The organism is Nocardia salmonicida NBRC 13393 (assembly GCF_001613085.1).
In the GTDB taxonomy this organism is placed as follows: Bacteria; Actinomycetota; Actinomycetes; order Mycobacteriales; family Mycobacteriaceae; genus Nocardia; species Nocardia salmonicida.
Window position 1 is genome coordinate 493,108 of sequence record NZ_BDBR01000002.1, and the last position, 24,832, is coordinate 517,939.

General features: G+C 67.1%; 25 protein-coding genes and 1 pseudogene. 7 read left to right on the forward strand and 19 right to left on the reverse strand.

The features are described from left to right. Nucleotides 1–85: 85 nt before the first annotated feature. From NS1_RS02875 to NS1_RS02905, 7 genes are all read right to left on the reverse strand, one after another. Nucleotides 86–1,291, reverse strand: a complete 1,206-nt coding sequence (locus NS1_RS02875; protein ID WP_062981234.1) for a GNAT family N-acetyltransferase — start codon at nucleotides 1,289–1,291, stop codon at nucleotides 86–88. Between the two features lie 80 nt (nucleotides 1,292–1,371). Beyond that, nucleotides 1,372–1,983 (reverse strand): maltokinase N-terminal cap-like domain-containing protein, encoded by a 612-nt coding sequence (locus NS1_RS02880; RefSeq protein WP_062981237.1) that lies wholly within the window; start codon nucleotides 1,981–1,983, stop codon nucleotides 1,372–1,374. Between the two features lie 8 nt (nucleotides 1,984–1,991). After that, nucleotides 1,992–3,440 (reverse strand): S8 family serine peptidase, encoded by a 1,449-nt coding sequence (locus NS1_RS02885; RefSeq protein ID WP_084503383.1) that lies wholly within the window; start codon nucleotides 3,438–3,440, stop codon nucleotides 1,992–1,994. A 69-nt stretch (nucleotides 3,441–3,509) separates the two neighbouring features. Continuing rightward, nucleotides 3,510–3,782: a hypothetical protein gene (locus NS1_RS02890; RefSeq protein ID WP_245661306.1), complete on the reverse strand. Its 273-nt coding sequence runs from the start codon at nucleotides 3,780–3,782 to the stop codon at nucleotides 3,510–3,512. After that, nucleotides 3,779–5,329 (reverse strand): radical SAM protein, encoded by a 1,551-nt coding sequence (locus NS1_RS02895; RefSeq protein WP_062981524.1) that lies wholly within the window; start codon nucleotides 5,327–5,329, stop codon nucleotides 3,779–3,781. The genes NS1_RS02890 and NS1_RS02895 overlap by 4 nt, the downstream gene beginning before the upstream one ends. 5 nt (nucleotides 5,330–5,334) lie before the next feature. Further along, complete coding sequence (locus NS1_RS02900) at nucleotides 5,335–5,733, reverse strand: hypothetical protein (protein ID WP_157125069.1); 399 nt, start codon at nucleotides 5,731–5,733, stop codon at nucleotides 5,335–5,337. Beyond that, nucleotides 5,730–6,485, reverse strand: coding sequence for a prolipoprotein diacylglyceryl transferase (locus tag NS1_RS02905; protein ID WP_062981243.1), 756 nt, complete (start codon nucleotides 6,483–6,485; stop codon nucleotides 5,730–5,732). Before NS1_RS02905 ends, NS1_RS02900 begins: the two co-directional genes overlap by 4 nt. Before the next feature lie 232 nt (nucleotides 6,486–6,717). On the opposite strand from NS1_RS02905, the pseudogene NS1_RS42345 reads away from it, so the two are divergent. Both NS1_RS42345 and NS1_RS42350 read left to right on the forward strand, forming a co-directional pair. Then, nucleotides 6,718–7,371, forward strand: a pseudogene (locus tag NS1_RS42345) (DUF1906 domain-containing protein); the annotation flags it as partial. Between the two features lie 492 nt (nucleotides 7,372–7,863). Further along, nucleotides 7,864–8,430: an LGFP repeat-containing protein gene (locus tag NS1_RS42350; protein WP_373864325.1), complete on the forward strand. Its 567-nt coding sequence runs from the start codon at nucleotides 7,864–7,866 to the stop codon at nucleotides 8,428–8,430. Between the two features lie 4 nt (nucleotides 8,431–8,434). Here the strand turns inward: NS1_RS42350 and NS1_RS02920 are convergent, their stop codons facing one another. The 3 genes from NS1_RS02920 to NS1_RS02930 form a co-directional block, all read right to left on the reverse strand. Then, nucleotides 8,435–8,620 (reverse strand): hypothetical protein, encoded by a 186-nt coding sequence (locus NS1_RS02920; RefSeq protein WP_056819732.1) that lies wholly within the window; start codon nucleotides 8,618–8,620, stop codon nucleotides 8,435–8,437. 48 nt (nucleotides 8,621–8,668) lie between these two features. Further along, complete coding sequence (locus NS1_RS02925; protein ID WP_255284387.1) at nucleotides 8,669–9,787, reverse strand: coiled-coil domain-containing protein; 1,119 nt, start codon at nucleotides 9,785–9,787, stop codon at nucleotides 8,669–8,671. 523 nt (nucleotides 9,788–10,310) lie between these two features. Continuing rightward, nucleotides 10,311–11,174, reverse strand: coding sequence for an alpha/beta fold hydrolase (locus NS1_RS02930; protein WP_062981247.1), 864 nt, complete (start codon nucleotides 11,172–11,174; stop codon nucleotides 10,311–10,313). Between the two features lie 161 nt (nucleotides 11,175–11,335). Here NS1_RS02930 and NS1_RS02935 point away from each other — a divergent pair, with 161 nt between their 5' ends. Beyond that, a complete protein-coding gene (locus NS1_RS02935; protein WP_062981249.1) occupies nucleotides 11,336–12,778 on the forward strand; it encodes an amidase in 1,443 nt (480 codons plus the stop codon). Between the two features lie 28 nt (nucleotides 12,779–12,806). Here the strand turns inward: NS1_RS02935 and NS1_RS02940 are convergent, their stop codons facing one another. Further along, nucleotides 12,807–13,613 carry an alpha/beta fold hydrolase gene (locus NS1_RS02940; RefSeq protein WP_062981251.1) on the reverse strand — a complete coding sequence of 269 codons (807 nt, stop codon included), beginning with the start codon at nucleotides 13,611–13,613 and terminating at the stop codon, nucleotides 12,807–12,809. A gap of 35 nt (nucleotides 13,614–13,648) precedes the next feature. Between NS1_RS02940 and NS1_RS02945 the strand changes: the two genes are divergently transcribed. Together NS1_RS02945 and NS1_RS02950 are read left to right on the forward strand one after the other, a co-directional pair. Further along, nucleotides 13,649–13,954: a hypothetical protein gene (locus NS1_RS02945; RefSeq protein ID WP_174562615.1), complete on the forward strand. Its 306-nt coding sequence runs from the start codon at nucleotides 13,649–13,651 to the stop codon at nucleotides 13,952–13,954. A 68-nt stretch (nucleotides 13,955–14,022) separates the two neighbouring features. Further along, nucleotides 14,023–15,240 carry an MFS transporter gene (locus NS1_RS02950; RefSeq protein WP_062981255.1) on the forward strand — a complete coding sequence of 406 codons (1,218 nt, stop codon included), beginning with the start codon at nucleotides 14,023–14,025 and terminating at the stop codon, nucleotides 15,238–15,240. On the opposite strand, the gene NS1_RS02955 is transcribed toward NS1_RS02950, so the two are convergent. The 5 genes from NS1_RS02955 to NS1_RS02975 all read right to left on the reverse strand — a co-directional run bounded on the left by NS1_RS02955 (nucleotide 15,237) and on the right by NS1_RS02975 (nucleotide 20,807). Then, nucleotides 15,237–16,598: a carboxylesterase/lipase family protein gene (locus NS1_RS02955; protein WP_307618683.1), complete on the reverse strand. Its 1,362-nt coding sequence runs from the start codon at nucleotides 16,596–16,598 to the stop codon at nucleotides 15,237–15,239. The genes NS1_RS02950 and NS1_RS02955 overlap by 4 nt on opposite strands. A 140-nt stretch (nucleotides 16,599–16,738) precedes the next feature. Then, nucleotides 16,739–17,608, reverse strand: coding sequence for a class I SAM-dependent methyltransferase (locus NS1_RS02960; protein ID WP_062981258.1), 870 nt, complete (start codon nucleotides 17,606–17,608; stop codon nucleotides 16,739–16,741). Between the two features lie 10 nt (nucleotides 17,609–17,618). Beyond that, nucleotides 17,619–19,076, reverse strand: coding sequence for an amidase (locus NS1_RS02965; RefSeq protein WP_062981259.1), 1,458 nt, complete (start codon nucleotides 19,074–19,076; stop codon nucleotides 17,619–17,621). A 67-nt stretch (nucleotides 19,077–19,143) separates the two neighbouring features. Next, nucleotides 19,144–20,202: a macrolide family glycosyltransferase gene (locus NS1_RS02970; protein ID WP_063816048.1), complete on the reverse strand. Its 1,059-nt coding sequence runs from the start codon at nucleotides 20,200–20,202 to the stop codon at nucleotides 19,144–19,146. After that, entirely contained in the window at nucleotides 20,199–20,807 is a 609-nt protein-coding gene (locus NS1_RS02975) for a CatB-related O-acetyltransferase (protein WP_062981530.1), read from the reverse strand. Before NS1_RS02975 ends, NS1_RS02970 begins: the two co-directional genes overlap by 4 nt. A gap of 181 nt (nucleotides 20,808–20,988) precedes the next feature. Between NS1_RS02975 and NS1_RS02980 the strand changes: the two genes are divergently transcribed. Next, the gene (locus tag NS1_RS02980) at nucleotides 20,989–21,609 is read left to right on the forward strand and encodes a TetR/AcrR family transcriptional regulator (protein WP_062981261.1); all 621 of its coding nucleotides are present in this window, start codon (nucleotides 20,989–20,991) and stop codon (nucleotides 21,607–21,609) included. A 179-nt stretch (nucleotides 21,610–21,788) separates the two neighbouring features. On the opposite strand, the gene NS1_RS02985 is transcribed toward NS1_RS02980, so the two are convergent. The 3 genes from NS1_RS02985 to NS1_RS02995 form a co-directional block, all read right to left on the reverse strand. Then, a complete protein-coding gene (locus NS1_RS02985; protein ID WP_062981263.1) occupies nucleotides 21,789–22,433 on the reverse strand; it encodes a DUF4097 family beta strand repeat-containing protein in 645 nt (214 codons plus the stop codon). Nucleotides 22,434–22,556: 123 nt separating this feature from the next. Further along, nucleotides 22,557–23,075: a pyridoxamine 5'-phosphate oxidase family protein gene (locus NS1_RS02990; RefSeq protein WP_062981265.1), complete on the reverse strand. Its 519-nt coding sequence runs from the start codon at nucleotides 23,073–23,075 to the stop codon at nucleotides 22,557–22,559. Between the two features lie 90 nt (nucleotides 23,076–23,165). Beyond that, the gene (locus NS1_RS02995) at nucleotides 23,166–24,242 is read right to left on the reverse strand and encodes an epoxide hydrolase family protein (protein WP_062981267.1); all 1,077 of its coding nucleotides are present in this window, start codon (nucleotides 24,240–24,242) and stop codon (nucleotides 23,166–23,168) included. A 102-nt stretch (nucleotides 24,243–24,344) separates the two neighbouring features. On the opposite strand from NS1_RS02995, the gene NS1_RS03000 reads away from it, so the two are divergent. Next, complete coding sequence (locus NS1_RS03000; RefSeq protein ID WP_062981269.1) at nucleotides 24,345–24,824, forward strand: MarR family winged helix-turn-helix transcriptional regulator; 480 nt, start codon at nucleotides 24,345–24,347, stop codon at nucleotides 24,822–24,824. The last annotated feature ends 8 nt before the right edge of the window (nucleotides 24,825–24,832 follow it).

A 24,832-nucleotide genomic window follows, 5' to 3' on the forward strand; every position in this document is an offset into this window, starting at 1 on the left:
GGATCGACCTCGTGCGAATCCACAGCTACCTACCGTACTCCCGAAGCGGTGACCTTCGGGGCGAACGCGCCCGTTGGCGTAGAGCCTAGAAGGGCCAGCCCAATTGCGGCGCGCGATCGGCGGTGAACGCTGCGTCGAACGCGCGCAGCACCTTCGGATCCTCGACGGCGATCCGGTGCGCGGCGGCGAAAGTGCTGGCACGCTGCCCGCCGAAGTAGAGGGCGCCGAGAATGTTGATGTCGAAGGCGAGTGTCGCTGTCCGGGTGGTGGGCTCACATTCGGCGAGGCCGTCACGGATGCGCAGGGCGAAATTTCCGCCGGCGCCGCGGAACGGATCGTGCACCGCCAGCACGGTATCGAGGTCGGCGCGGTAGGTGCGCGCGGTCAGGGCGGCGGGTACGTCCATGACCCGCGCCCACAGTGCGTCGCCGCGGTGGGTCACCTGCACCGCGCGTGGGTCGGTGAGCATGTGGGCCAGCGGATCGTCGTCGGCGATCTCGGCTTCGACGGTGTCGACGAGGTCCATGCCGAGCAGCACCCGCCACAGTGCGGCGTGCGCTTCAGGGGTCACGGCACGGAATTCCCACACCGAGGCGATATCGCGGCCATCCCGCCGGAAGCGCCGATACAGGGCGTAGCCGTCGGCGTGCAGCAGCACGAACAGTGTCGTCGCGCCCTGGCGATGGCGCTCCACATCGGCGAAGAACAGGTCCCACTTGGCATCCGGACGATCCTGCGCACCCGAGGTCACTTCCTGCCAGCGTTGGTAGATCTCGCGAATCCGCGAGGCGGCGTCGGCCAGCGTCTCCAGGGTGACACCGCCCGGATCGGGTGTAGTGGGACGGAATTCGGCGCGCCGCGTATCTATGTGGATCGCGGTGTCGAGAATGGCCACCTCGTACCCGAACCGCCCGTAGATCGTGCCCTCGCTGGCCGTGAAGATCGTCAACGGCAATCCGTCGGCCTCGGTTCGAGCATGCTGGGCCTCATAGAGCTCGCGCAGAATCCCCCGCCGCCGATGCGTCGGAGCCACCGCGACCCCCGATACCCCGCACGCCCGCACCGACCGTTGCCCCGGCACCGTGACCGTCATCGTCCGATCCACCGTGTGCCCGACGATCCGGTCACCGTCCACCGCGACCAACGACCGCTCGACCGGAAAGACCTTGCCCCGGAATTCGTCCTCGTCACCGCCGTACCGCATCCCGAACCCGGCCTCTTGCAACCCCAAGATCGCAGCCGAGTCCGCCTGGGTAGCCGCTCGAACGCACACGCTCTTCGCCGATGCCATCCTCGTACCCTCCCACGCCACCCCAGCACTGCACATCTGGTTTTCGACCCGTGGTGGCGTGGTGGGGAGCAGTTGTGGGGCTAGTCGGTGAGCACGGTGATCAGCTCCACGACCGGGCCCAGCGCGGAGGGCACGGCGACCGAGCCCGCCGCGCCGAGTCGTACGGCTGCGGGCGAGCGGTGGAATCGCACGACAGCGGACCCGATGGGAACGTCGGTGTGGGTGATGTCGTCCAGACCGATGCCGACATCACCCTCGATCGACCGGTGTTCGGGCTGCGTCACGACGACGGTCGGATCCGGCGCGTCGCTGACGCTCTGAGCCTGAGCCCTCGTCCGACCTGTCAGCAGATCCACGACGGCGCCGATCGCGACCGGATCGCGGGTGCCGTCGTAGATCCAGCGACGGCCCAGTACTCCGTGTTCGGCAGTGCCGACGAGCGCGGCGTCACCTCCCGGCAGCGGCGCCCCACGATAGGTCAACGGCACCTGATACAACACTTCGTCGGCACCGGAATCGTCGACGAACAGCAGGAATTCGATGCCCACCTCGCCTGCGGGATCGTCGAGGCGGAACCCGCCGGCCTTCCGGATGTGTGGTGTCGTGCCCCGGTACCACTGCCGGCTGGGCAACCACGTCGCGACGAGATGGCGCTTGGACGGGGTGACGGTGGTCTGGTTGATGACTGCCATCGCGGGTATCAGCCTTTCGCCGACATGGCGCGCACGTCTGGCAGGGTGCCGATGCGCTGGGTGGTGGGACGGCCGGGGGCGGCGGTCTGGGCGGAGCCTGTTGTGCGGAGCAGGGTCCTTATCTGTTCCGGGGTCGCGCGGCCGGGGCCGTGGGCGCGGATGCCCTGGTAGGCGGCGACGGCGCCGACGACGATCGGCGAGGCGCTGGAGGTGCCGCTGAATTCGTCGGTGTACCAGAGGTCTTCGTCGGGACCGCCTTGGAGATCGCCGTAGCCGGTGGTGGTGACCTCACGGCCCCAGCCTTGGACGTCGAGGCGGGCGCCGTGGTTGGAGAAGTCCAGACGCGAGCGGGCGGGGCCGTGGTCGCGGCCGTGCAGGCCCGGTGGTGGGGCGCCCGCGCCGACCAGGACTGCGCCGGAGTCGGCCCGGCCCGCGCGAAACGGGTTGTGCCAGGTGGCGGGGAAATCACCGGGGCGGGTGTCGTAGACGGCGTCGTCGAGGTTTTCGGCCCCATTTCCCCCCGCTTCGATGACGACGACGCCGCGGCTCACGGCGTAGCGGATGGCGGCGAAGTCGTCGGGCCACCATTCCACGGCGATGTAGCCACGCTGATCAGGAGTGGCCCGGTAGTCGAATCGCGGACCGGGGCGATGCAATTCGATGAGGACGATGTCGCCGGGGTTCAAGGCGTCGGCCGCGGAGCGGATCGCGGCGGCCGAGCCGATGCCGAAGACGGACATGGCCCTGATGTGGGCCTCGGGTGCGATCCCGGTGACGCCGAAGGCGTTGAGGTCGCCGCTGATCTCACCGGCGACGGCGGTGCCGTGATTGCGCCACCCCAGATCGTCGGACGCGGTGCCACCGATCATCCCGCCTTGGTTCTGGCGCAGGTCCTCGTGGGTGAACCGCCACGCGCCCTCAACGTCGATCACCCGCACGCCGGTGCCGAGCCCGCCGGGCTGACCGTGCGCCCACACCGCATCGATACCGTGGGGCGCGGCGTCCAGATAGGCCTGCCTGACCCGGAAATCGGGTGTCACAGCGGGCGCTCGCGGCGCGACGATGGTGTCCGCGAGCGGTGCCAGCGGCAGTTCGGCCGCGGGCTTCACATAGGCGGCGGCCACGGTGTCGTCCTCGCGCAGCCGATGCGCGAGTTCGCCGAGGTCACCCAGCTCACCGTGCACCGAGTAGTAGCTGAGGTAGTCCCCCGCGACCGGTGCCTGCGGTGTGTCGGCCAGTCTGGCCGCAAGTCGATTGTCCGGACCGAAGATCGGCACCAGACGTGCCGAGCCGGGGAGCAATTCATCGACTCTGGTGCGGACGGATCGGTTCTCGCGCAAGGCGATCGGTGTGATCTCCGGGCCGGTCGGCGTGGTGATGACGATCAGTTCGCCCGGCGGGACCGCGGGTGCGGCCACCCCTGATCGACGCTGCCTGCTGGATCGAGTGGCGGCCATGGTTACCAGTCAACCGCGCCCCGCGCTCGCCCGCTACTGTTCTGCCGCACCGGCTTCTGCGACACGCCGTCACCACATCACGCCGACGACCCCGACCACAGCGATCGCCGCGACGTAGGCCAGCACCAGGCGGGTGTCGCGCAACCAGCATCGACTGCGCCGCAACCCGGCCCGCCACGCCCGCCAATACCCGGCGAACGCGAGCGCGCCGAACCCGACCACCGCCCACGGGCCCACCAACCACGTCAGCAACGCCACGGTCGCCACCACACACAACGTCAACGGGTCGTGCGGCTGCTGGGCGCGCATCGCCTCCTCGTAATAGACCCCGCGCTCGCTCACCGCACCTCCACCGGCAGCAACGCCCGTCCCGACGGTGCCGACGCCGACAACCGTTGCCGCGACAGCGCGGGCCACGCCTGCACCGCACAGAACGGCGCGCACTGATCAGCATCGGCGCGAGTGCCCACATGTACGCAACACTGGGTGAGTCGTTCTTCGATCATCGTCGACATATCCATGAACGGTTTGATCGTGATCCGCACGACCCGTTCCCCGAGCAGTGTCCGCAACCGTGTGCGCCGTCCGGGCAATGCCGACGACGCCAACGTCAGCAGGGTGGACATCCCCAGGTCGCAGTTCTCGCAGATATTGCGCCACACCCGCCCGATCTCCGGATGCGACAGCGACGACTGCTCCGACAGCAGTCCCAGCAGCGACTCCTGCACCGCCATCCGCAGTTCGGCGGGCAGCGCCGAGTCCGCGATCCGGTTCGACACCAGCCCCAACTGCTGTTTCAACCTCTCGTGCCCGATCAGTGAGACCAGCGACCGCCACTGCCCGGCGTCATCACGCAACAGGTAGCCGACCGAGCAGCAGTGCGGATGCGAACACGGCAGCGCGGTGAGGTCACGCCAGGTCACCAGCCCGTCGGTCTGCGGGCCGAGTCGGCGCAGCACGCCGGTGTGGGTGAGCCGGTCCATCGGGTCGATCGCTCCCGAACGCCCGGACCCGAATTGCGGTTGGATCGAGACTCCGCCGACGAACGGGGTGTCCATGGCGGTGCGCAGGACCGCGCCGATCTCGTCGTCGTTCACGCCCAGCGCCACTGTCATCACCAAGGTGGTGAAGACGGCGTTCGACGAAAGCCGTTGCAGTGCTTGCTGTTTGCGGACCCGCAGGTCACCGCCGCGGTGATGGCGTGAGGCCTGCGCTGTTTCCCCGTCGTATTGCAGATACACCTCGACCCGGTCGCGATGGGTACGCAGCAGCGCCAGCAGTTCGTCGTCGACGGCGATGCGCAGACCGTTGGTGTTGAGCAGGATTCGGGTGATGGGCCGCGCGGTGAGCTCGGCCAGCAGTCGCGCCAACTGCGGATGCAGGGTCGGCTCACCGCCGCTGAGCATCAGCACGTCCAGGCGCCCGTTCTCGCGGGCCAGCCGCTGATCGACATTGGCCAGCACGTCCTCGACCGCCACCACACCGCGCAGTTCGGGCGAGGAGTCGGCGAAACAGGTCGGGCAGCGCAGGTTGCAGCTGTCGATGATGTCCTCGAGCAGGATGCAGGTGTGCTGAGTCTGCATCTCGGGCAGCCCACGCAGATACGCCGAGGGCACGGGATCGAAATTGCCGACGGTGTCGGGCAGGTGCGCTTTGGTCGGGGCCGTCCACTCTTCGAGGTAGGCCAGGATCTCGGGGTCCTCGTCGTAGAGGGTCCGGACCATGCCGTGGGTGCGGCACCCGCGTTCGAGGAAGACCTTCCCGTCCCGTTCGGCCAGCCACCCCGACAGTCGCGCGACCTCGGGCAGCGGCGTTTCGGGGTGTTCGTCGTGACAGCGGGGGCAGAACGCGGTGACATAGCGCAGGATCCGATCGCCCCGCAACGGCATCCCGGTCATCGCGCCATCCCGAACATGCCGGTGTAGAGCTCGGGGTTGATGGCCGTGCACAAACCCGCCGTGCACACCGAGACCAGCGACCACCCGATCATCAGCCCCATTCCGAACCCCTTGGGAGCGGGCCGTTTGCGCCGGATCAACAGCCAGCCACCCCCGAAGGCCGCCGCCGCACTGGCCACCGCGGTGAGCCCGACCAGCGCCTTGGTCGCGGCGTCGTCGTTGATGGAGGCCACCACCAGGAACACGACGAATCCCGCGATCGCATTGACCACGATGAACGCCATCGCACCCGCCAATGCCATCGCCGCGATCTGACCGCCCTGCCCCGGCGGCTTTCCGCCCGGATAGGGCGGTGGGGGTGGCATGTTCGGTGGTGGTCCGGGAGGAAAGTTCATGCCGCGACCTTTCGTCGAAGTACACCGTCGTAGTTGCCGCGCCGATAGCCGATGGTCCAGCGCACCGCCACCAGGACCAGTCCCGGCAGCAGGAACCATTGCGGGCGCGTCAGATCCAGCCACACCGTGTCGTTGGCGCGAGTGAACTCGACCAGGAACCGGAAGATCGCATAGGCCCCGACATAGAGGGTGAACAGCTCCCCCGGTGTGCTGATCCGGTCGCGTAACCACCACAGTGCGCCGAAAGCGGCCAGCTGGAACACGATTTCGTAGACAAAACTGGGATGCATCGCCACACCGGCCACACACCCGGGGCATTGCGGTACCGTCGCGGGCGCGTGGATCCCCCACGGCAGGCTCGTGGGCCGTCCCGGCGCCTCGGTGAGCAGGCACCCGATGCGCCCCACCGCCATTCCCAGTGCCACCGCCGGGGCGAACAGGTCACCGGTCCGTTCCCGGTAGCCGATGATCCGCTTCGCGATCAACACGCCCACATACGCGCCGAGCAATCCGCCCAGCACGCTGCGCGCACCGAACATCCAGCTCTCATAGGGATCGAGCGTCTCGGCCAGACTCGACAACCGCATTCCGATCGCCCCACCGACCAACGCTCCGGTGACCGCGACCAGGGACTCTTCGCGCAGTGCGTCGCGGCGCCTGCATTCGGTCACGAACACCACCGCGGCGACAGCGACCCCGAGCGCGACGAAGAACCCGTGCGTCGGGATCCCCCACATCAGCTGCGCCACCATGGCCAAAGGTTAGCGGGCGCGATGGCCCGCATGCGTGAGTGAAACTACTCCCACATTCGGGTACTACCCTGTTCGTTGGTGAACGACGGTGCGGGAGTGAGTGTTTCGTTTAGAATGGTGCGAGGTGAGATCCTCACCCCGGTACCGGTCCTCGGGTACCAGCGTAGATCATCGCGATAGTTCCACCATTTCGGGAATTCCATCGGGTACGCAGTCATACAGGGGGTCAATCATGTCTACAGCTGTCGATTTCGCGGCCAGGCTCATCGATCCGCCGGCGATCGTCGCGGCGGGTCATTCGGCGGTCCTCGCCTACATCTCACCGAGCAGGCCGGGTGCGAACTTCGGTGCCAAACCGATCACCGCCGACTACGCGCGCGCACTCACCGCTGCCGGGCTCGACATCGTCTCCATCTGGCAATACGGCAAACCCGGCGACGCGACACCGTCGGACTGGACCACCGGTTTCGACGGCGGTCGGCGGATGGCCGAACAGGCGCTGGCCACGCATCTGAGCGTGGGCGCGCCTCGACAGGCACCGATCTTCTTCGCCGTCGACGAGGACATCTCGCTCTCGCAGTGGAACAGCACCGCCGTCGAGTTCTTTCGCGGGGTCAATGCGGTGCTCGGTACGGAATGGACCGGGGTCTACGGGCATTCGCGGGTGTGCGCGTGGGCGATCGAGGACGGCGTGGTCGGCGCGCGCGGGGAATTCAGTTGGGCGTGGCAGACGCGAGCGTGGTCGGGCACCGAGCGGGAACCGCGCGCGGTGCTCTACCAGCGGGTGATCGACACCCCGAGCAACCCCGGACCTCTCATCGACGGCACCCGTGTCGATGTCAACGACATCCTCGCCCCCGACTTCGGGCAGTGGGCACTCGACCGCTCGGTACCGGTCCCGCAGTTCACCGAGATCGACCGCCTCGGACCCTCGCACTCCTCGCGCGACGGCGCCCGCATCACCAACTTCCTGTTGCACACCCAGGAAGGCAACGGCACCGCCGAATCCCTTGCCGCCTACCTCAACAACCCCGCCAACGGCGTGTCCTACCACTACACGCTGCGCGACGCGATCGTGGTGCGGGTGGTAGCGGAGGAACGCGCGTCGTGGTCGGTGCTGTCGGCGAACCCTTTCACCGTGAATCTGTGCTTCGCCGGCAGCCGGATCGCGTGGTCGCGCGAGCAGTGGTTGCGCATCGACGGTGATCTGCGGATCGCGGCGTTCCTGGCCGTGCGCAGCGCGCACCGCCACGGGTACTCGACCGAGGTGATCGAACCGGATTACCACATCGGCGACGGCATCTCCGATCACCAGTACGTCACGAGGGCGCTCGGCATCGGCTCCCACACCGATGTGGGACCGAACTTCCCGTGGGATGTGTTCGCCGCCCACGTCGCCGCGTTCGCCGGTGGGACCACACCGACGGCGATCGATGTTCGTGCCGCGGCGTCCCCGTGGTTGGGCGCGCGCCGCACCGACGGCGAACTTCCCACACCGGACAGGGTGGGACGTTTCGCCGAATTCGAGCACGGCTACGTCTACTGGCATCCGGCCACCGATGCCCACGCGATCCCGACGGCGGTCATGTCCAAATATGCCGAGCTGGGGTGGGAGGCAGGCCCCTTGGGCTACCCGACCGCCGAGCACACCGAACTGCCCGACCCGCGCGGTTCCGGACCCGGGCTGGCGCAAACGTTTCAGGGTGGCACCGTCTACCGACGTGCTGAGCAACCCGCGTACTGGGTGCACGGTGCGATCGGTGATCGGTGGGCAGCGGCCGGTTACCAGAACGGCGAGCTCGGGTGGCCGGCCTCCGATGAGACCGGCCATGACGACGGGGTCTATCAGGCGTTCGAGTTCGGCCGGATCTACTGGGTGCCCGACCAGATCGTCGCACTGCGTAATTCCGGCGACCCCGACACCCCGTTGGCTCGGCCCGCGTAGGGGGTCAGGCCAACAGAATGGCGAAGGTGGTGGCGCCAGCGCCCAGTACCAGCGCCGCCACCACCAGGATCGCGATCAGCCGCGTCCGTGAGGTGGGGCCGGTGTAGGTTTCCTCGGCGTTCAGCATGTCGTCGATGTCGATGGCGGCGAACTCACGGGTCGATTCGAGAGGGCCGGGCTGCTCGGTCATGTGCGTGACGCTAGTCCAGGTCGCTGCTCGCCGCCGCCGATACCCCACTCATGTCTGTGGTATCGGGGCGCGGGTAGTGGCGAGAAGTTCGTCGAGCTGCGCTTCGGCGCGTTCGGCTCGGGCCAGGGTTTGTTTGCGGGCGTCGTCGAGCGCGGCCCATCGTTCGGCGGCTTCGGCGCGTACCTGTTCCAGCGCGGCCGCGGATTCGTCACGGCGCTGCTGGGTTTCGATGGTGGTGGCGCGGCGCAGCTCGGCGAGCTCGGTACGGGTGCGGTCGAGTTCGCCGCGCGCGGTGTCGAGTTCGGTGCGGGCCCGGCGCCACTCCTCGCGTGCTTCGGCGGCGGCCTCCACTCGCTCGGCGGTGGCTTGCTCGGCGCGTTCGGTGGCCCGGTCGGCGTCGGCGGCGCGCTGGATCGCGAGATCACGTTCGGCGTTCGCGGCGGCGATGCGGGCGTCGGCGTCTCGGCGCTGGTGGGCGATCTCGGTGTCGGCGCGCTGTTCGGCGCGGGCCACGGTGTCGTCGGCATCCTGTTTGGCCTTGTCGATGTCGTCGGCCGCTTGTCGTTGTGCCGCACGCACTTGCGCCTCGGCATCGCTGCGCGCCGCGAACACGTCCTCGGCGGCCTGCCTGGTGAGCGCGTCCACCGAGGCGACGACTTCGTCCCTGGCCGCGAGCGCCTCACCCACCGCCTGTTCGGCATGTTCCGCCGCGGCGACTGCCTCTTCGGCCACCGATTCCGCCAGCGCGCGTGCCTCTTCGGCTTCGCGGCGCGCTTGTTCGGCCGCGACCGTCGCCATCTCCGCCTCGGCGATCCGGCGGGCAGCGTCGGCCTGCGCGGCCTGGACCTGCGCTTCGGCCACCGACGGATCCCCGATCGTCTGCAGCTCGGCCACCGCCGCGTTCAACGTGGTCCCCAATTGCTCGGCCAGCCCACGGAATTGGCCGAGCAGCTCATCGGCCCGCAACCGCGCCACGGTCACCGGCCCCTGAGCCGTCACAGTGACGGTAGCGGCCGCACTCTCGGACTCCTGTTGCTGCCGTTGCCTTTCGCGCCAGGCTCGCCACCGGGTGTGGTCCGGGTGATCGCAGTACTCGGAGGGGCGACCCGGGCCACCGGCGCGGGTAATGGGGCGGGCACAGCCCGGATAGTTGCAGACGCTCGACACGGGAGAATCGTAGCGTTGGTTTCGTCGTTTCCTTACGTAATACACGAAACGAATTCCGTGTCGCCCCAGGAAGAGTCGAATCGAGCCTTCTCGACCCTGACCGCCGATAAGTGAACATTATCGGCGGTCAGGGTCTCCCCTCGCTCTCAATGACCTTGATTTTATTACGTTTACGTTTGGTCACTGCCAACGTAACGTTACTGCTACGGAACACCTCGAAAACTGTGCTCGGTCCAATCCGTCACGGAAAGCGGGATATCACGGGATGCGGCAGGCCGGCAGGGCCATCCGTGGATATGGGATCGATCGACGGCCGCACACAACGCGGCCATCACGATCGCCAGCGTTGCCTCGACGATCTGGACTCGGCACCGCGAAGGCGTCGGCGGGTGACCCACCGAATTACGGACTGTGTGCGGCGGTCGTCCTCGACGACCACGAAGCCGACCCGGACCATATCCGCACAAGTCCTGTGCGGCGCGCTACTGCGTTCCAGCCCCTAGGTCGGACAGCATGCCGCGTGTCAGAGGGCGAGCATGGCGGCAGCGATCTGGTCGGCCGCGGTGTGGCGCAGGGCGGTACCCATGTCGTCGAGGACGAGTAGTCGCGCTGCGGGGATCTCGGTGGCGAGGGCTTCGCCGTTGCCGACGGGGAAGAACGGGTCGGCGCGGCCGTGCACCACGAGCGTGGGCACGTCGAGTTCGCCGAGCCGCTCGCGCCATCGCGGGGTGCAGTCGATGCGGGAGAACACCATCCCGAGCTGGTTCGCCTGGTGGACGGCGGGATCGGGTGACGGCGTCCGGTCCCAGATCCGGGCTGCCGTCGACCGCGCCTGCTCCGCATCGTTGCCCAACAACTCGGCGCCCTCGGCGGCGAACGCCGCGACCGCGTCCCGGTCGGTCCAGACCGGCATCGGGCGGGAGAACAGCTCGCGCATGATCGCGCCGTCGTGGTCGGGCAGGTCCTCGTCGACCGGGCCCGGCGCCACCGACCGGGTGCTGACGAGGGTCAGTGCGGAGAACACGTCCGAGTGGTCCAGCGCGGCGACCTGAGCGATCATCCCGCCGACGCCGACCCCACCGAGATGGGCGGTCCCGGCTCCGAGCGCCTCGACCAGCGCGGCCGCGTCGGTGGCGAGATCCCGCAGGTCATACGCGGGATGCTCCGGGTCGAGAAGCGTCGACGCACCGGAGTCGCGCAGGTCGTAGCGGACCACGCGCCGCCCGCCCGACGCGAGTCGTTCGCACAGCGCATCGGGCCAGGACAGCATCGTTGTTCCGCCGACCAGCAGCACCAGCGGATCGTCCTCGCGGCCGAAGCTCTCGATGCCGAGATCCACCCCGTTCGCCCGTACCACGGTCGTATCGAATCGAACTGGTCTGGTCATGCTAGTACTCCTGTCTGTCGGTACACCCAGTGGTAACGACGACGGATCCACCCGAAAGTCATCGGTGAAGGGAAACCGTATGCAGCCTCCCGCGATTGGGGCAGTTTCCGCTTGCCGACCAGATAGGATACGCCTTGACAGAGTACGTAATACTGTAACGCATGATGCTTCGCCCCGACGGCATGACGATCACTGATGAGTCCGCGATCGGCCTCGCCGCGTCCATCCGCGCGCGCGAGGTGACCGTCCGTGCGGTGATCGATGCCCACATCGCTGTGCTGGAACGCTTCGCGCCTGCCACCAACGCCGTGGTCGTCGACTGCTACGACACCGCGCGACAGCAGGCCGACGCCGCCGACGCCCACCTCGCGACCGGACCGGCGCACCTGCCACCACTGTTCGGCGTACCGATCACCGTCAAGGAATCCCTGGCCGTCGCCGGTTTGCCGAACACGGCGGGTGTGGTGGCACGCAAGCATTTGCGCCCTGCCGCCAATGCCACTGTGGTGCAACGAGTCCTGGATGCCGGCGCGATCGTGCTCGGTCTGACGAACACCTCCGAGGGGTGCATGTGGATCGAGTCGACCAACCGGGTCTACGGGCGAACCAGCAATGTGCACGACCGGGCACGCACCGCCGGCGGGTCCTCGGGCGGTGAGGGTGCGGCTGTGGGCAGCGGCGGATCTCCGCTCGGGTTGGCCACCGACACCCTCGGCTCGATCCGCATCCCCGCCTTCTGCAACGGCGTCTTCGGCCACCGCCCCTCGACCGGTCTGCTCCCGACCACCGGCGCCTGGCCACCGCCTTTCGGGGTCGCCGCCTTGTGCTCCAACGGGGTCATCGCCCGCCGTGCAGCCGATCTCATTCCGCTGTTGCAGATCATGGCAGGCCCCGACGGGACCGATCCCCTGGCACAGCAAGTCACCCTCGGCGATCCGGCGACCACCTCGCTACGCGGTCTTCGCGTGGTGCTGCTCGACAAAACGTTCACCCCCGGCGTCGGCCGCGAAGTGCTGGCAGCACGTGACCGCGCCGCGGCCGCGCTCGCCGATGTAGGCGCCGAGATCACCCGTGTACCGATGCCCGCACTGCGGATGATCGGGCTCTTCGCCTCGATCGTGCTGGCGGAGGAAACCGGGATCAGTTTCGCCGAGATCATGCGCAACGAAGGCGCCGACATCCTCGCGCTGGGGCAGCTCACCGCCGCCGGCGGGGACCACACACTCCCCACCCGGCTCCTCGCACTCGGCGAACTGATCGCCGCACGAGTACCGGGCCCGACGGCCCGGCGCATCACCGATGCCGCGCACAACGCTGCCGCCGAGATCACCGAAACCATCGGCGACGGACTGCTCCTGCACCCCACCCTGACCACGGTCGCACCCCGTCACGGTCGCACCACCGGGCGCCTGTGGCGCACGAACACGGTCGCACCGTTCAGCCTCGCGGGACTACCGGTCACCCAGGTTCCCCTCGGCCGCGGCTCCGGTGGTCTGCCGCTGGGAGTTCAGGTGGTCGCGGGCCCGAACCGCGACCACCTCTCGATCGCCGCGGCCCTCACTCTCGAGAGGGCGTTCGGCGGCTGGGTCAGGCCACGCCACTGACCACACTCGAGGCCGGATACCTCGAATGTCAGTGCGTGGCGGCCTCTTCGATGACAGCGGCGACAGCAGCGGGCTGCGCGACCAAGGAGGCGTGGGAGGAAGGGATCTCGGTGGTGCGGGCGCCGATGCGGTCGGCCATGAAGCGTTGGGACGAAGGGGGGATCACCCGGTCGGCGCCGGAGACGAGGTACCAGCTGGGCGTGTGGGACCACGAGGTCGGTCCGGAGGGTTCGATGTTCGCCGCTACGGCGATGGAGCGCTGGTGGGCGATCATGTCGGCGGCGGTGGCGTCGCTGACGTCCTGCGCGAACACCTCGTGGAACGACGCCGGGGCGACATAGCCGTCGAGGTTCTTGCCCGCGATGCCCTGGCTGTCGTCGACGATGGCGAGCTGCAGGACCGGGGGCAGCAGTTGGCTACCCGGGAAACGGATCGGATCCAGTGCCAACTGGGCGGGCTCACCCTGCTGCGGGGCGAACGCGGCGATGTAGACCAGCGCGGTCACGTCGGGGTCGTCGATGTTGGTGATCACCGCGCCACCGTAGGAATGTCCGACCAGCACGATCGGCCCGTCGATCGTGGCGAGTGTGCGTTCGATCGCGGCGGCATCGTTGGCGGGACCGCGTAGCGGATTGTCGGGGACCACCACGCGGTAACCGTCCGCGCGCAGGGCCTCGGCGACACCGTCCCAGCTGGTCGTGTCGGCGAACGCGCCGTGAACCAGCACCACGGTGGGGGTGTCGGCGGCCAGAGCGGGTGCCGTCGCGCTGAGCGCGCCCGCACCCAGGCCGACCGCGACCGCGACCGCCATGTTCGATCGGAGCCTGCTCGTCATGACTTCGTCCTCTCAATCATCAGAGATTTTGGCGAATGCCCACGCAACAGTATTGCCCTGCGCGGCAAATGATCGGCAGGCGCTGGCGGCGACGTCGGCTTTCGGGTACGAGTGGATCGGACGGCGCTCACCTGGCCGCCTCCGCTGACCGCTACGCCACAGCCACCGACGACCCCGCATACCGCGACGTCATCGACCTGTTCGTCCGCGAAGAGCAACGCCACGGCGCACTGTTGGGCCAGATCTTGGACGATGCGGGAATCCCACGCCGCCGAGCGGATTGGGGCGACACCCTGTTTCGCCGACTTCGGTACAGCATCACCGACTACGTCTGGACCTGATCCGCGGGACACGGTTGTGTCGGTTTCCCGCCAGCGCCGGGTACTCGGACTTTCTACCGTCGGTCGATATGACTACAGATCCTGCCGTCGAGATCCACACCGATACCCGATTGCGGGGTTCGGTCGTGCTGCTCATGGCGCTGGCGGCCGCGCTCGGGACCTCCACCATCTACCCCCTGCAGCCTGCGATCGGGGACGTGGCCGATTCCTTGGGTTTACAGATCACGGTGGTCGGACTCGCCCTCGCGTGCGGGCCGATCGGGTACATGGCAGGTCTGGGTCTGCTTGTCCCACTGGTCGATCGGTGCGCACCCGGGAGGGTGATCGGGACTCAGTTCGCAGTGCTGGCGGTTGCCCTGGCGCTCAGTGCCGCAGTCGGTAATAGGTGGCAGTTGGCGCTGATGACCGCGGTGATCGGAACGTGTTCGACAGTGGGAGCGAGCCTCAGCTCAGTCGCGGGCAAGCTCGCTCCCCCGCGTCGACGCGCGAAAACCCTCGGTGTCGTGACCGCCGGAATTTCGGTGGGGATCCTGGCGGGCCGAATCTTCGGCGGTTGGCTCGCCGACGAGATCGGCTGGCGCGGAACACTTCTGACGTTCGCCGCCGCTTGCGCGCTCATCGCCGGATGCTGCCTGGTGATGTTGCCCGGCGGTCGGGGCGCAGGACAGCGAAGCTACCTCGCGACTCTGCGTTCGCTTCCCGGCCTGCTCGTGCGCCACGCCACACTGCGGATCGCTGCCATCGCGGGCGCGCTGTGGTTCTTCGCGTTCTGCGCGACGTGGGCAGGTCTGGCCGTTGCGTTGTCGCAGCCTCCCTTCTCGTACTCGTCGGAACGAATCGGCCTCTACGCATTGGCCGGGCTTTCGGGGATTCTGGCGACGCAGGTAGCCGGCGCGTGGACCGACCGAGTGGGCGCCCGGCGCGTGATCATGGTCGGTCTGTCGATAGCAGCAGCGTCGTTGGTCGTCGCCGGGTTCGCACTCACCGACCTCGTCGTGACGCTGGCCTGCCTGGCACTCTTCGATGCCGGCCTCTTCGCCGCCCAGGTGGCGAATCAGAGCACCGTTCTCGCGATCGATCCCACAGCCCCCGCCCGCTTCAACAGCGCCTACATGCTGGTGTATTTCGTCGGCGGAAGCCTCGGCACTGCTTTCGGCGCGGCATCGGTCGACTGGTTCGGCTGGCCGACCACGGCGGCAATCACCGCGGCGACCATCGGAGCAGCCGCCGCGATCGTCTTTCGGTTCACCTCCCGAGCCTCGGTCGCCACCGGGCAGGTCGACTAGGGCGTGCCCTGAATGTCCAACGTGTCGAACTGGTGGGCGGACCAGATGCGGCGCGAATTCTCCTCGGGGTAGGGCTGGGTGGTCGGTTCGGCGTTGTAGACACGGGTGATTCGCGCATGCGGGTCATAGGTCGACCAGCCAGGGTCGCCGGTGGTCGCGAAATTGACCCAGTCGGTGCGCATGTCGCGGGAGACGCCGGGTGCTTCGCCGGCGGCGTTCGGGTACACGGCGGAGTGGTTGCGCACATCGTCGATGTCGAGCGTTCCGAACACGAGCAGAAAATCGAGACTGTGTGAGGCGTCCTGCTCCTGGTTGTAGCCCCAACCGAGTTCATAGGTCCATGCTCTCCCGTTGCCCGCGTGTTGAGCATTGGCGAGGTGCAGGCTGGGCATCCTGAACAGCCAGTCGGCGTTGACGATTTCATCCAACTGCGCCGCAGTGGCATCGGGGTATGCGGCGCGGTAATCGCGCCCACCGTCCGGAGCGGGTGCAAGGAGATCGAGTGTCACGGTCAGCTGCTTGTCAGCTTCATCGACAGTGGCCCGAGTACCGAGTTCTGCGGCGATCGTCGTGGTGATCGCGCCGGCGAGCCGTGACGAGAAATAGGTGCCCGGGACGCTCTGCGCGATCGCACGGCGAAACAGCCCGGCCGACGTCGGCATCGCCAGTAGGGCAGCGATGCATCCGGCGCCTGCGGACTGGCCGCATACGGTGACATTGCTCGGATCTCCACCGAAACCGGCGATGTTGTCCTGCACCCATCGCAGGGCGGCGGCCTGGTCGAGAATGCCCCGGTTGTCCACAGCACCGGTGATGTGAGCGAAACCCTCCACTCCGGTGCGGTAGTTCATGCTGACCATCACCACGCCCTCTTGGGCCAGCGTCGCACCGTCGGCATCCGGGTTGCCGGAGGTGCCTTCCAGGTAGGCGCCACCGTGGATCCACACCATTACCGGAAGCCGGGCATCACTGAGATCGGGTGACCATACATTGAGCGTTAGACAATCGGCGGAACCATCTGCGGTACTTCCGAATTCAGCCGTCATCACCGAGCCCGTGTGGCTGGTTTGCGGAACCGGCGGACCGAACTTCGATGCGTCGCGGGTCCCCTCCCACTGCCGCACCGGGACGGGAGCCTGGAATCGGTGTGAGCCGACTGGCGGCTCGGCATAGGGAATCCCCCGAAATACGGTGAGAAGGCCCTCCCGTCGGCCGCGTACCACTCCGGCAGCCGTACGGATTTCCGGTTCGATGGCGGCTTCGGTATTCACTTGTCCTTGGTACCAGCGGATTCCAATCCACGCACTCGAAGGACCACTGACGGCGCAGAAGTACGCGCGTCCCGACGACCTGTGCACCGTGGGCTATCAGGTCCATGTGCTCGACGATCTCTCCACCGGGTTCCGCGAGAATATGCCCTCGGCAGCGACATTGCATGAGGGGATCGGTCCACGATGACGCTGGTCTGTCGGGACATCGTTGGCACTTCCACCAGCGTCTATGACCGCTTCGTCGCCCGCAGCATCCGGCTAGCGCGCAGGCCCTGGGCTGATTCGCCGTCGAATTTCGCGGATCCGTCCAGGTAGCTGTCGATGAGGTCTGCGGCGGGGTGATCTTCGACGTCGGTGAAGCCGAGAGCGTGCAACTGTGCGGCGATGTCGTCGGGTGTGAAGTAGCTGAACAGCGGCTCGCCGATAGCGGCCAGGCGCTCCGCGCGCGCCTTCAGGTGCGCGCGCTCCGCGTCGGTCTCTGCCCGTTGCAGGTAGTCGAGGATCACCTCGACCGGCTCTGCCTGACCAGCGATGTAGTCGAGGGTCGACTGAGCGGCTCCCGGGGTCAGATAGAAGACCACACCGAGCCACACGAATACGGCCGGCTCCGACCGGATGAATCCAGCTGACTCCAGTTCCTTTGCCAGCACCTGGGTTTCGAAGTCGACTGGGACGAAGGTCAACGTCTCGGGGCGGTCGATGTCGGCCGCGACGAGACGTTGGCGTTTCCACGCTTGGGTAGCAGGGTGGTCGACTTCGAACACTCGCAGGTCCGGGTGCGGGTTGCGGTAGGCGAAGGTGTCGAGGCCCGCGCCGAGCAACACGACCTGTCGTACCCCGGCAGCGACTGCCGTCGCCACCCGGTCCTCCGCGAACCGGGCGCGAGCAGCGAAGAACAGCCGTCGCGACCGATCGCCGGCCTGGCCACCGTGACGATCACCTGTCGGCTCGGCCCATTCGGACAGTTCGTCCGCGGTGACGCCGAGCAGACGCGCCGCGATCGGGTCGGTGAGGATCAGTGGCCTGTCAGCGATCTGGTGGTAGGCGCGAGCGTAGGCGGTCATGAGTGCGGTCCGGCTGGGTCCGTCGTTGTCCATGGTCTCGAACCTACTCACGAACGGGTGCTCGGAAGCCGCCGATCTTCTGCTCCAGCAATTCGGCCAGCCGCAGCGGGGTGCGGTCTTCGAACATCGGACCGACGAGCTGCACTCCCACCGGCAGCCCCTCGGGTGACAGGCCGGTAGGGATGGCGGTGGCGGGTAGGCCGGGCATGGTGGCCAGACCGGCCCAGACGAGCTGGTCGAGGTAGGGGTATTCGACGCCGTCGATGTCGATGCGGCGTCCCAGCAGATCGGGATCGTGGTCATGGGGGAATGCGGGAGTCGGGGTGATCGGGCACACCACGGCGTCGAACTCGGCGAAGAGTTGGCGCCAGCCGTGGCGGTGGAGTTCGCGGCGGTTGTTAGCCTCGACCCAGTCGCGGTGGGTGAAGACTATGCCGCGCAACCGCGTCGCGTCGAGACTCTGGTCGTGGATGCTCAGTTCCGCGGCCTGGGTCCGAAGTTGTTCGTACGCTTCGACGGGAAACCCTGCGCCCGAGCCCGAGAACAGCAACTGCATATAGATCGTCGCGGCCTCGGCCAGATCGGGCAGCAACGCGCTGTGTCGTTCGACGCGGGCACCGCTGTCGACGAGCGCGTCGGCTACCCGATTCACCCCTGCTTGTACCGCGATCCCGGTTCCGATGAGCGGATGCTCGTCGAGGACAAGAACCCGGAAATCGTGGAGCCGCTCATGGCGTGAAGGCGGCAGCGTCAACTCGTAGGCCTTACCGAGCGTCAGTGGGTCGGGCCCGGCCATGACATCGAGGAGCAGCGTGAGGTCGCGGGCGGTGCGCGCCATCGGACCGACAACGGCGAGGTCGAGGTCGACCGGCAAAGCCTGCGCGGGCGGCGAGACCATTCCGCGATTCGCCGCCAGCCCGAGTGTCGGCTTGTGCGCGTAGATACCGCAGAAATGTGCGGGGGTGCGCAGCGAACCGCCGATGTCGGAACCGATGGACAGCGCACCGAATCCCGACGCCAGTGCCGCCGATGATCCGCCGGAAGATCCACCCGGCGTCCGGCTGTGATCCCACGGGTTGTTGGTGGTGCCGTAGATCTCGTTGAAGCTCTGCACATCTCGCAGCCCTAAAGGCACATTGGTCTTGCCGAGCATCACCGCCCCGGCGGCTTCCAGCCGCGACACCTGAATCGCGTCCTCGGCAGGAACATAGTCCTTGTTGTGCGGCACGCCCCAGGTCGTGGGCAGCCCAGCCATGTTGTAGGACTCCTTGACCGTCACCGGAACACCGAGCAGCGGCCGATCCTCACCACCCACACGCGCCTGATCGGCACGACGCGCGGCGACCCGAGCACGATCGAAGTCCCGCACACAGATCGCGTTGATCGCCTCGTCGTCACGCTCGATCCGGGCGATCGCCTCCTCGGTCAGTTCCACCGATGTCACCTCACCGGCACGCAAAGCGGTCAGGAGTTCTTCAGCCGACGCGAAATTCCAATCCATGAATTCGACGCTAACCGCAGGTCGCGGGAGCCATAAAACATCTATTTGCACAACAGGGACAGATGTCTCAGACCAGCATGTTTTCGATGAGATCGGCGGCACGGATGGTCCCGCCTTCGGCGTGTGCTCGGGTGCGCAGTTGCGCTGAGCGGCGGGCGACCTCGGGATCGCCGATCAGATCGTTCAGGGCTGAGCGGAGGTTGTGGGCGGTGGCTTCCGCGGTGTCGATGCGGCGAGCTACGCCCAGTTCGACGAGACGGTCCGCGTTCATGAACTGCTCGGCGCCCTGGGGCACAGCGATCATCGGGACACCAGCCAGCAGCCCTTCGCCGCAGCCACCCATACCGGCGTGGGTGACGAAGGCGTCGGCCCGTTCCAGGATCGCCCGCTGGGGAACCCAGGAGTGCACTTCGACATTGGCTGCGATGTCGCCGAGCTCGTGGGGGTCGGTGTGTTTGCCGATCTGCAGGACCACATGCCAGCCGGGTAGGTCACCGAAAGCCTGGAGGCACTGGCGGTAGAACTCCGGTTGGTGGGTGTAGGCCGATCCCAGGGAGATCAGCAAGACCTTCTCCGCGTGTTCGGGGCGGACCCAACCCGCTGACTCGCGGGTGTCGAAGCAGGGGCCGACGAAAGTGACTGTGCCGGAGTCGACGTGGTCGGCATGCGGTTGCATCGCTCGCGGGATCAGCGCTACGGCCTTGTCGGGCAGGCCGGAGAAGTCGTCGACATCGGTGGTTGCGGCACCGCAATCGGCTAGCCACTGCGCGAACCTCGCCTGGTAGGCGTCGGCGCCCGGCAGCTGTCGCAGCTGTGCCGCGGGGTCGTGGTCGTAGGCCGCGTGCAATTGTGGGAGGGCGAGCAGGGCATTGTCGAGGAACAGGTTCATCGCCGCGACAGGGTCGTCGGGCCAGTTGTTGTCGGCCACCGGCAGCGTCGAGGTGCACGGGATCAGCTCGGCACCGGTTGCGGTGATCAAGTCCGTTACGGCCGGGTCGTTGGCGTAGGTGACGCGATGGCCACGGGCCACCAGCTCACGGATGATCTCGAGGCTCGGCAGGACATGGCTGACGATGGGGATGCCGACCATCGCGATATGTGCTGGGCGAGAGGGCATTTCACTCATTTCAAAGATTCGGCGGCGGCTTCCAGGTCGTCGATGCTGCCCGACATGATCGTCGGCACGTGTGCGGTGATGTGCTCGGCGGGCCAGTCCCACCACGCCACTGCCAGCAGTCGGGCGATATCGCCGTCGCTGTATCGGGTTTTGATGAGGTTGGCCGGATTTCCGCCGACGATGCCGTAGTCGGGGACATCGCGGGTGACGACGGAGCCGGTGCTGATGATCGCGCCGTGGCCGATCCGCACGCCGGGCATCACCGTCACGCCGTTGCCGAACCAGACATCGTTGCCGACCACGGTGTCACCTCGGATCGGCAGTCCGGTGAGCAGGTCGAAGTGGTTCGACCAGGAGCCGCCCATGGTGGGAAACGGGAAGGTCGACGGTCCGTCCATCCGGTGGTTGGCGCCGTTCATGATGAACCGCGTTCCGGTGCCCAGCGCACAGAACTTTCCGATGATCAGTTTCTCCGGCCCGTAGTGGTAGAGGACGTTGCGAGTTTCGAACGAGGTCGGCTCATCGGGGTCGTCGTAGTAGGAGTACTCGCCGACCTCGATGAGGGGTGAGGTGATCAGCGGCTTCAGCAGCACGACTCGCGGTTGCTCGGGCATCGGGTGCAACACCGTCGGGTCTGCGGGAACAGGTGCGGATTCGTGGGGCACAGCGAAACTCCTTCGGCGGGTGCGCTATCGGACGCCGGTGGAGGTCGCACACCCACCGTTGTTAATACGACAATTGTCGCACTAAGCTACGTCGACAGCCCTACCTCGTCAAGCAATCGGATGGCCGACAATGAGATCCGAACCGGAGACCTCCGAGCCCGCTCCCCCGGCGCGCCCCCGCCCGGGTGGCAGAACCGCCCGCATCCGAACCCAGGTGCTCGACGCCGTCACCGCGGAGTTGGCCGAACACGGCTTCGACGCGCTCAGCATGGACGCCGTCGCGGCCCGGGCGGGCGTGCACCGAGCCACGGTGTATCGCCGCTGGCAAGACGTCGGCGGTCTGCTCGCCGACCTCTTCGATGCGGCGAGTGACCAGCAATGGAGCCCTCGCGACACCGGCTCGCTGCGCGGCGATCTCGCGGCGCTCAACCACGAGATCCAGGCTTCCCTGGTCGAGGAGCCGTCGCTCGCGGTGGCGCTGATCGCCGCGTCGTTCCGTTCCGAGGAAGCCGCCGGAGCTCTGCGGCGTTTATGGGACGACCGCTACGCCCAGTCCGAGGTCATCGTCGAGCGCGCGATCCAGCGCGGCGAGCTTCCACCCGATATCGACGCGCACGCCCTCCTGATCGCCGCGACCGCACCGATCTACCACCAGTTGGTTCTCCTGCGCGCTCCGGCTGACCCCCGCCTGCCCGCCCGCGCGGCCACCAGTGCCGCGCTCGCCGCGGACGCCGGCGCGTTCAACCGATGACACAAGCTCCTGCGCGGACGACAAAACAGCCGCCGACCACCAGGGGGTGGTCGGCGGCTGTCGCACCAGTTGCGGAGCGCTCGAGGCCCATCATGTGCTGCCGGTCGGTCAGGCGATCATCGCTCAGGGCAATGAAGGTCACACGTGAATGGCTTCGGGCGCAATAGTTCTGGCCTTCGCTACACGAGAGTTCCGTGCCCCACGGTGACGTTCCCGTAGAGGTTGCGCGCGAAGACCTGCACAGAATCTCCGCTCCCCCGCGAGGGGTTCACGGGTTCCATCCGGTTCTGCACGCTGCCGTGCAGCGCGTTGGTCTCCAGCCGCGCCGCACTGCCCGGCCGGATCCCCACCTCGAGATCGCCCATCGAGGTCTCCAGTCGGAGCACCCCGCGCGCGGCCTCGTCGACGCGGATGTTGCCCTTGGCGGTCTTCGCGGTCACCGAGCCGCCCGGGCGCTCGACCACGATGTCGCCGGCGGAAACCTCGAGCTCGCACCGGTCGAATTCGCCGACACTGACCAGTCGACCCATGGCGACGGTCGCGTCGAGCACGGAGCCGATCGGCACCTCGACCGTCACCGAGACCGTCGGGTTGCCGCCGAACGGGGTGAAGGCCTTCCACTTCCTGGGAGACTCGACCGTCAGCTTGCCGCCGGCGAATTCGACCTGAATCTGTTCGGCGGCACGCACATCCGCTTTGCTGGACGCGTCGGCCGGTCGGACGTCCACAACAGCGTCGGCTCGGTCGGCGGCGACCACGGTGACATCACCGCAGGCCACATCAACGGTGACGGCGATCGGCTGCGACGTCTGGAAAGTAGGCATCTGTACTCCTAAGTTGCGAAGGCTATACGTAGATGTATACGTACATTGCGTGCTCTCACTATAAGTAGATGTATACGTATAGCGCAACCCTGAGTTTTCAGCGGAGCTACAGATGCCCCGCGGTCAGGTAGCGAGTCTGGTGATGTCGGGTGCGTAGACGGTCATCCAGTGCGGACGCAGCCGGTAATAGACCACCTCGCTGTCCCAGTCGAAGGCGTCGTCGCCGTAGAAGTCTTGGAAGTACGCGAGCAGTTGCGGCCACTCCGCGCAAGGCTCGCCACCCAGCGGATTGAGGACCTCGACCGTGCCGTGCGTGAACACGCCCAAGTCCTCACCGCGCAGGTGCGCGACGCTGGCGGCCGGTCGCGCTGCGAGGTGGCGCGCCTTCGCGGCGTGGCGCGCCGTACCGAAGTGCCACCGTCCGTGCAGGAAGTGTCCGTCCACGGCACTGATCCGCGGTTCGCCCTTCGCCGTCACCGTGGACAGAGCGAGCGTGCACATGCCCGTGAGGGTCTGGGCGAGCTGCTCTGCGGTCAGCGTGTTCTCACCATCGATGATCGAGCGAAGGTGCGAGGTCGCGCTGGACAGCGAGGCGTCGAGAAGCGCCTGAAGCTCTGCGAGATCTTCTGAAGTTTCACGCAAGGAGGTCCCTTATCTCTTAGTTGTGCATCAACCAGCGAACCCATCCTCGACCCATAACTTGACACCTGTTGTCAACTTTCCGCGCCGATCTCACTTGATGTTGTGCAGGAAGAACTCCCTGATGTCTGCGGCGAGTAGGTCCGGCACCTCCATCGCGGCGAAGTGACCGCCACGGTCGAATTCCGACCAGTGCCTGATGTCGTAGAGCTGCTCGGCCAGCGGGCGCACCGATTGGGTGATGTCATGGGCGAATACCGCGACGCCAACGGGCACCGGGCACGGCTCGCTCCCGCGCGAAGACTCCCGATGCAGTCGCGCCGAAGAGGCCGCGGTGGCGGTGAGCCAGTACAGGGAGATGTCGGTGAGCATCCGGTCGTCGCTGATCGGCGAGCGCGGGTCGGTCCACTGCGCGAAGCGTTCGGCGATCCAGGCGAGTTGGCCGACGGGTGAATCGGTGAGCGCGTAGCCGATGGTCTGTGGGGTGGCGGCTTGTAGTGCTTGGTAGGGCGCGCGATTGGCCATGAGCTGTTTGACCTTGTCGAGTCGCGCTTCGTCGGTGCCGGAGAGTTCGACCTCCGGATTCGGTCGGGTCGGCAGGTAGTTGACGTGGACACCGACAACGTTCTCGGGCGCCAGAGCCCCCAGTGACTGGGAGATTCCCGAACCGAAGTCGCCACCCTGCGCGCCGTAGCGCTCGTAGCCGAGCCGACGCATCAACTCGGCCCAGGCGCGCGCGACGCGGACGATATCCCAGCCGCGTTCATGGGTCGGACCGGAGAAGCCGTAGCCCGGGATGGACGGGATCACCAGGTGGAAGTCGCGCGAGAGCGGTTCGATCACGTCGAGGAATTCGAGGAACGAGCCGGGCCAGCCGTGGGTGAGAATCAGCGCGAGCGCGTCCGGCTTCGGGGAACGGACGTGGACGAAATGGATGTTCTGGCCGTCGATTTCGGTGGTGAAGTGCGCCAGTTCGTTGAGTTTCGCCTCGTGCGCTCGCCAGTCGTAGCCGGTGCGCCAGTATTCGGCGAGTTCCTTCAACCGCGCCAGGGGGAAGCCGTAGTCCCAGCCGGCGTCGGCGATTTCGTTGGGCCAGCGGGTGCGGGCGAGCCGGTTGTTGAGGTCGTCGATATCTGCTTGCGGGATGTCGACGCGGAACGGTTCGATCATGGTCTCGACTCCTCTGTCGGCCCAATGTTTGGGCGACTAACGTTTGTGTGACCAACGATATCGCGATCGTTGGTCACACAAACGATTTGTTAGAGTTGTCACATGGAACACCCACCAGAGCCGACCCCCGCCAGGTGGGCAACCCTGCCCACCTGGCTACTCACCCAAACCGGCAACCACGCCCACCGCCTGGTCACCGAAGGTTTCGCCGCCGCCGACGCCCGCGGCTACCACTACCGCCTCCTGTCCAGCCTCGACGAATTCGGCCCCGCCAGCCAAGCCACCCTCGGCCGCCGCAGTGGCATCCACGTCAGCGACATGGTCGCCACCATCAACGAACTCGCCGACCACAACCTCGTCGAACGCACCCCCGACCCCACCGACCGCCGCCGCAACGTCATCTCCCTCACCACCCCGGGCAAACGCCAACTGCGCCGCCTGGAAAAACAACTCGCCCAAAGCCAAGAAGAACTCCTCGAACCGCTGTCTCCCCCGGAACGAGAAAACCTGACGAAGTTGCTGTCGAAACTGTTGGACCACCACACTCAACGAACCGAGCACCCCAGCGAGATGCCGCGCTGAACCGGGTG

Excerpts from the sequence above, each read along its gene's own strand:
- NS1_RS02875 (WP_062981234.1), bottom strand. The coding sequence starts at position 1,291 with ATGGCATCGGCGAAGAGCGTGTGCGTTCGAGCGGCTACCCAGGCGGAC.
- NS1_RS02880 (WP_062981237.1), bottom strand. The coding sequence starts at position 1,983 with ATGGCAGTCATCAACCAGACCACCGTCACCCCGTCCAAGCGCCATCTC.
- NS1_RS02885 (WP_084503383.1), bottom strand. The coding sequence starts at position 3,440 with ATGGCCGCCACTCGATCCAGCAGGCAGCGTCGATCAGGGGTGGCCGCA.
- NS1_RS02895 (WP_062981524.1), bottom strand. The coding sequence starts at position 5,329 with ATGCCGTTGCGGGGCGATCGGATCCTGCGCTATGTCACCGCGTTCTGC.
- NS1_RS02900 (WP_157125069.1), bottom strand. The coding sequence starts at position 5,733 with ATGAACTTTCCTCCCGGACCACCACCGAACATGCCACCCCCACCGCCC.
- NS1_RS02905 (WP_062981243.1), bottom strand. The coding sequence starts at position 6,485 with ATGGTGGCGCAGCTGATGTGGGGGATCCCGACGCACGGGTTCTTCGTC.
- NS1_RS02920 (WP_056819732.1), bottom strand. The coding sequence starts at position 8,620 with ATGACCGAGCAGCCCGGCCCTCTCGAATCGACCCGTGAGTTCGCCGCC.
- NS1_RS02930 (WP_062981247.1), bottom strand. The coding sequence starts at position 11,174 with ATGACCAGACCAGTTCGATTCGATACGACCGTGGTACGGGCGAACGGG.
- NS1_RS02935 (WP_062981249.1), top strand. The coding sequence starts at position 11,336 with ATGATGCTTCGCCCCGACGGCATGACGATCACTGATGAGTCCGCGATC.
- NS1_RS02940 (WP_062981251.1), bottom strand. The coding sequence starts at position 13,613 with ATGACGAGCAGGCTCCGATCGAACATGGCGGTCGCGGTCGCGGTCGGC.
- NS1_RS02945 (WP_174562615.1), top strand. The coding sequence starts at position 13,649 with ATGCCCACGCAACAGTATTGCCCTGCGCGGCAAATGATCGGCAGGCGC.
- NS1_RS02950 (WP_062981255.1), top strand. The coding sequence starts at position 14,023 with ATGACTACAGATCCTGCCGTCGAGATCCACACCGATACCCGATTGCGG.
- NS1_RS02960 (WP_062981258.1), bottom strand. The coding sequence starts at position 17,608 with ATGGACAACGACGGACCCAGCCGGACCGCACTCATGACCGCCTACGCT.
- NS1_RS02965 (WP_062981259.1), bottom strand. The coding sequence starts at position 19,076 with ATGGATTGGAATTTCGCGTCGGCTGAAGAACTCCTGACCGCTTTGCGT.
- NS1_RS02970 (WP_063816048.1), bottom strand. The coding sequence starts at position 20,202 with ATGAGTGAAATGCCCTCTCGCCCAGCACATATCGCGATGGTCGGCATC.
- NS1_RS02975 (WP_062981530.1), bottom strand. The coding sequence starts at position 20,807 with ATGCCCGAGCAACCGCGAGTCGTGCTGCTGAAGCCGCTGATCACCTCA.
- NS1_RS02980 (WP_062981261.1), top strand. The coding sequence starts at position 20,989 with ATGAGATCCGAACCGGAGACCTCCGAGCCCGCTCCCCCGGCGCGCCCC.
- NS1_RS02985 (WP_062981263.1), bottom strand. The coding sequence starts at position 22,433 with ATGCCTACTTTCCAGACGTCGCAGCCGATCGCCGTCACCGTTGATGTG.
- NS1_RS02995 (WP_062981267.1), bottom strand. The coding sequence starts at position 24,242 with ATGATCGAACCGTTCCGCGTCGACATCCCGCAAGCAGATATCGACGAC.
- NS1_RS03000 (WP_062981269.1), top strand. The coding sequence starts at position 24,345 with ATGGAACACCCACCAGAGCCGACCCCCGCCAGGTGGGCAACCCTGCCC.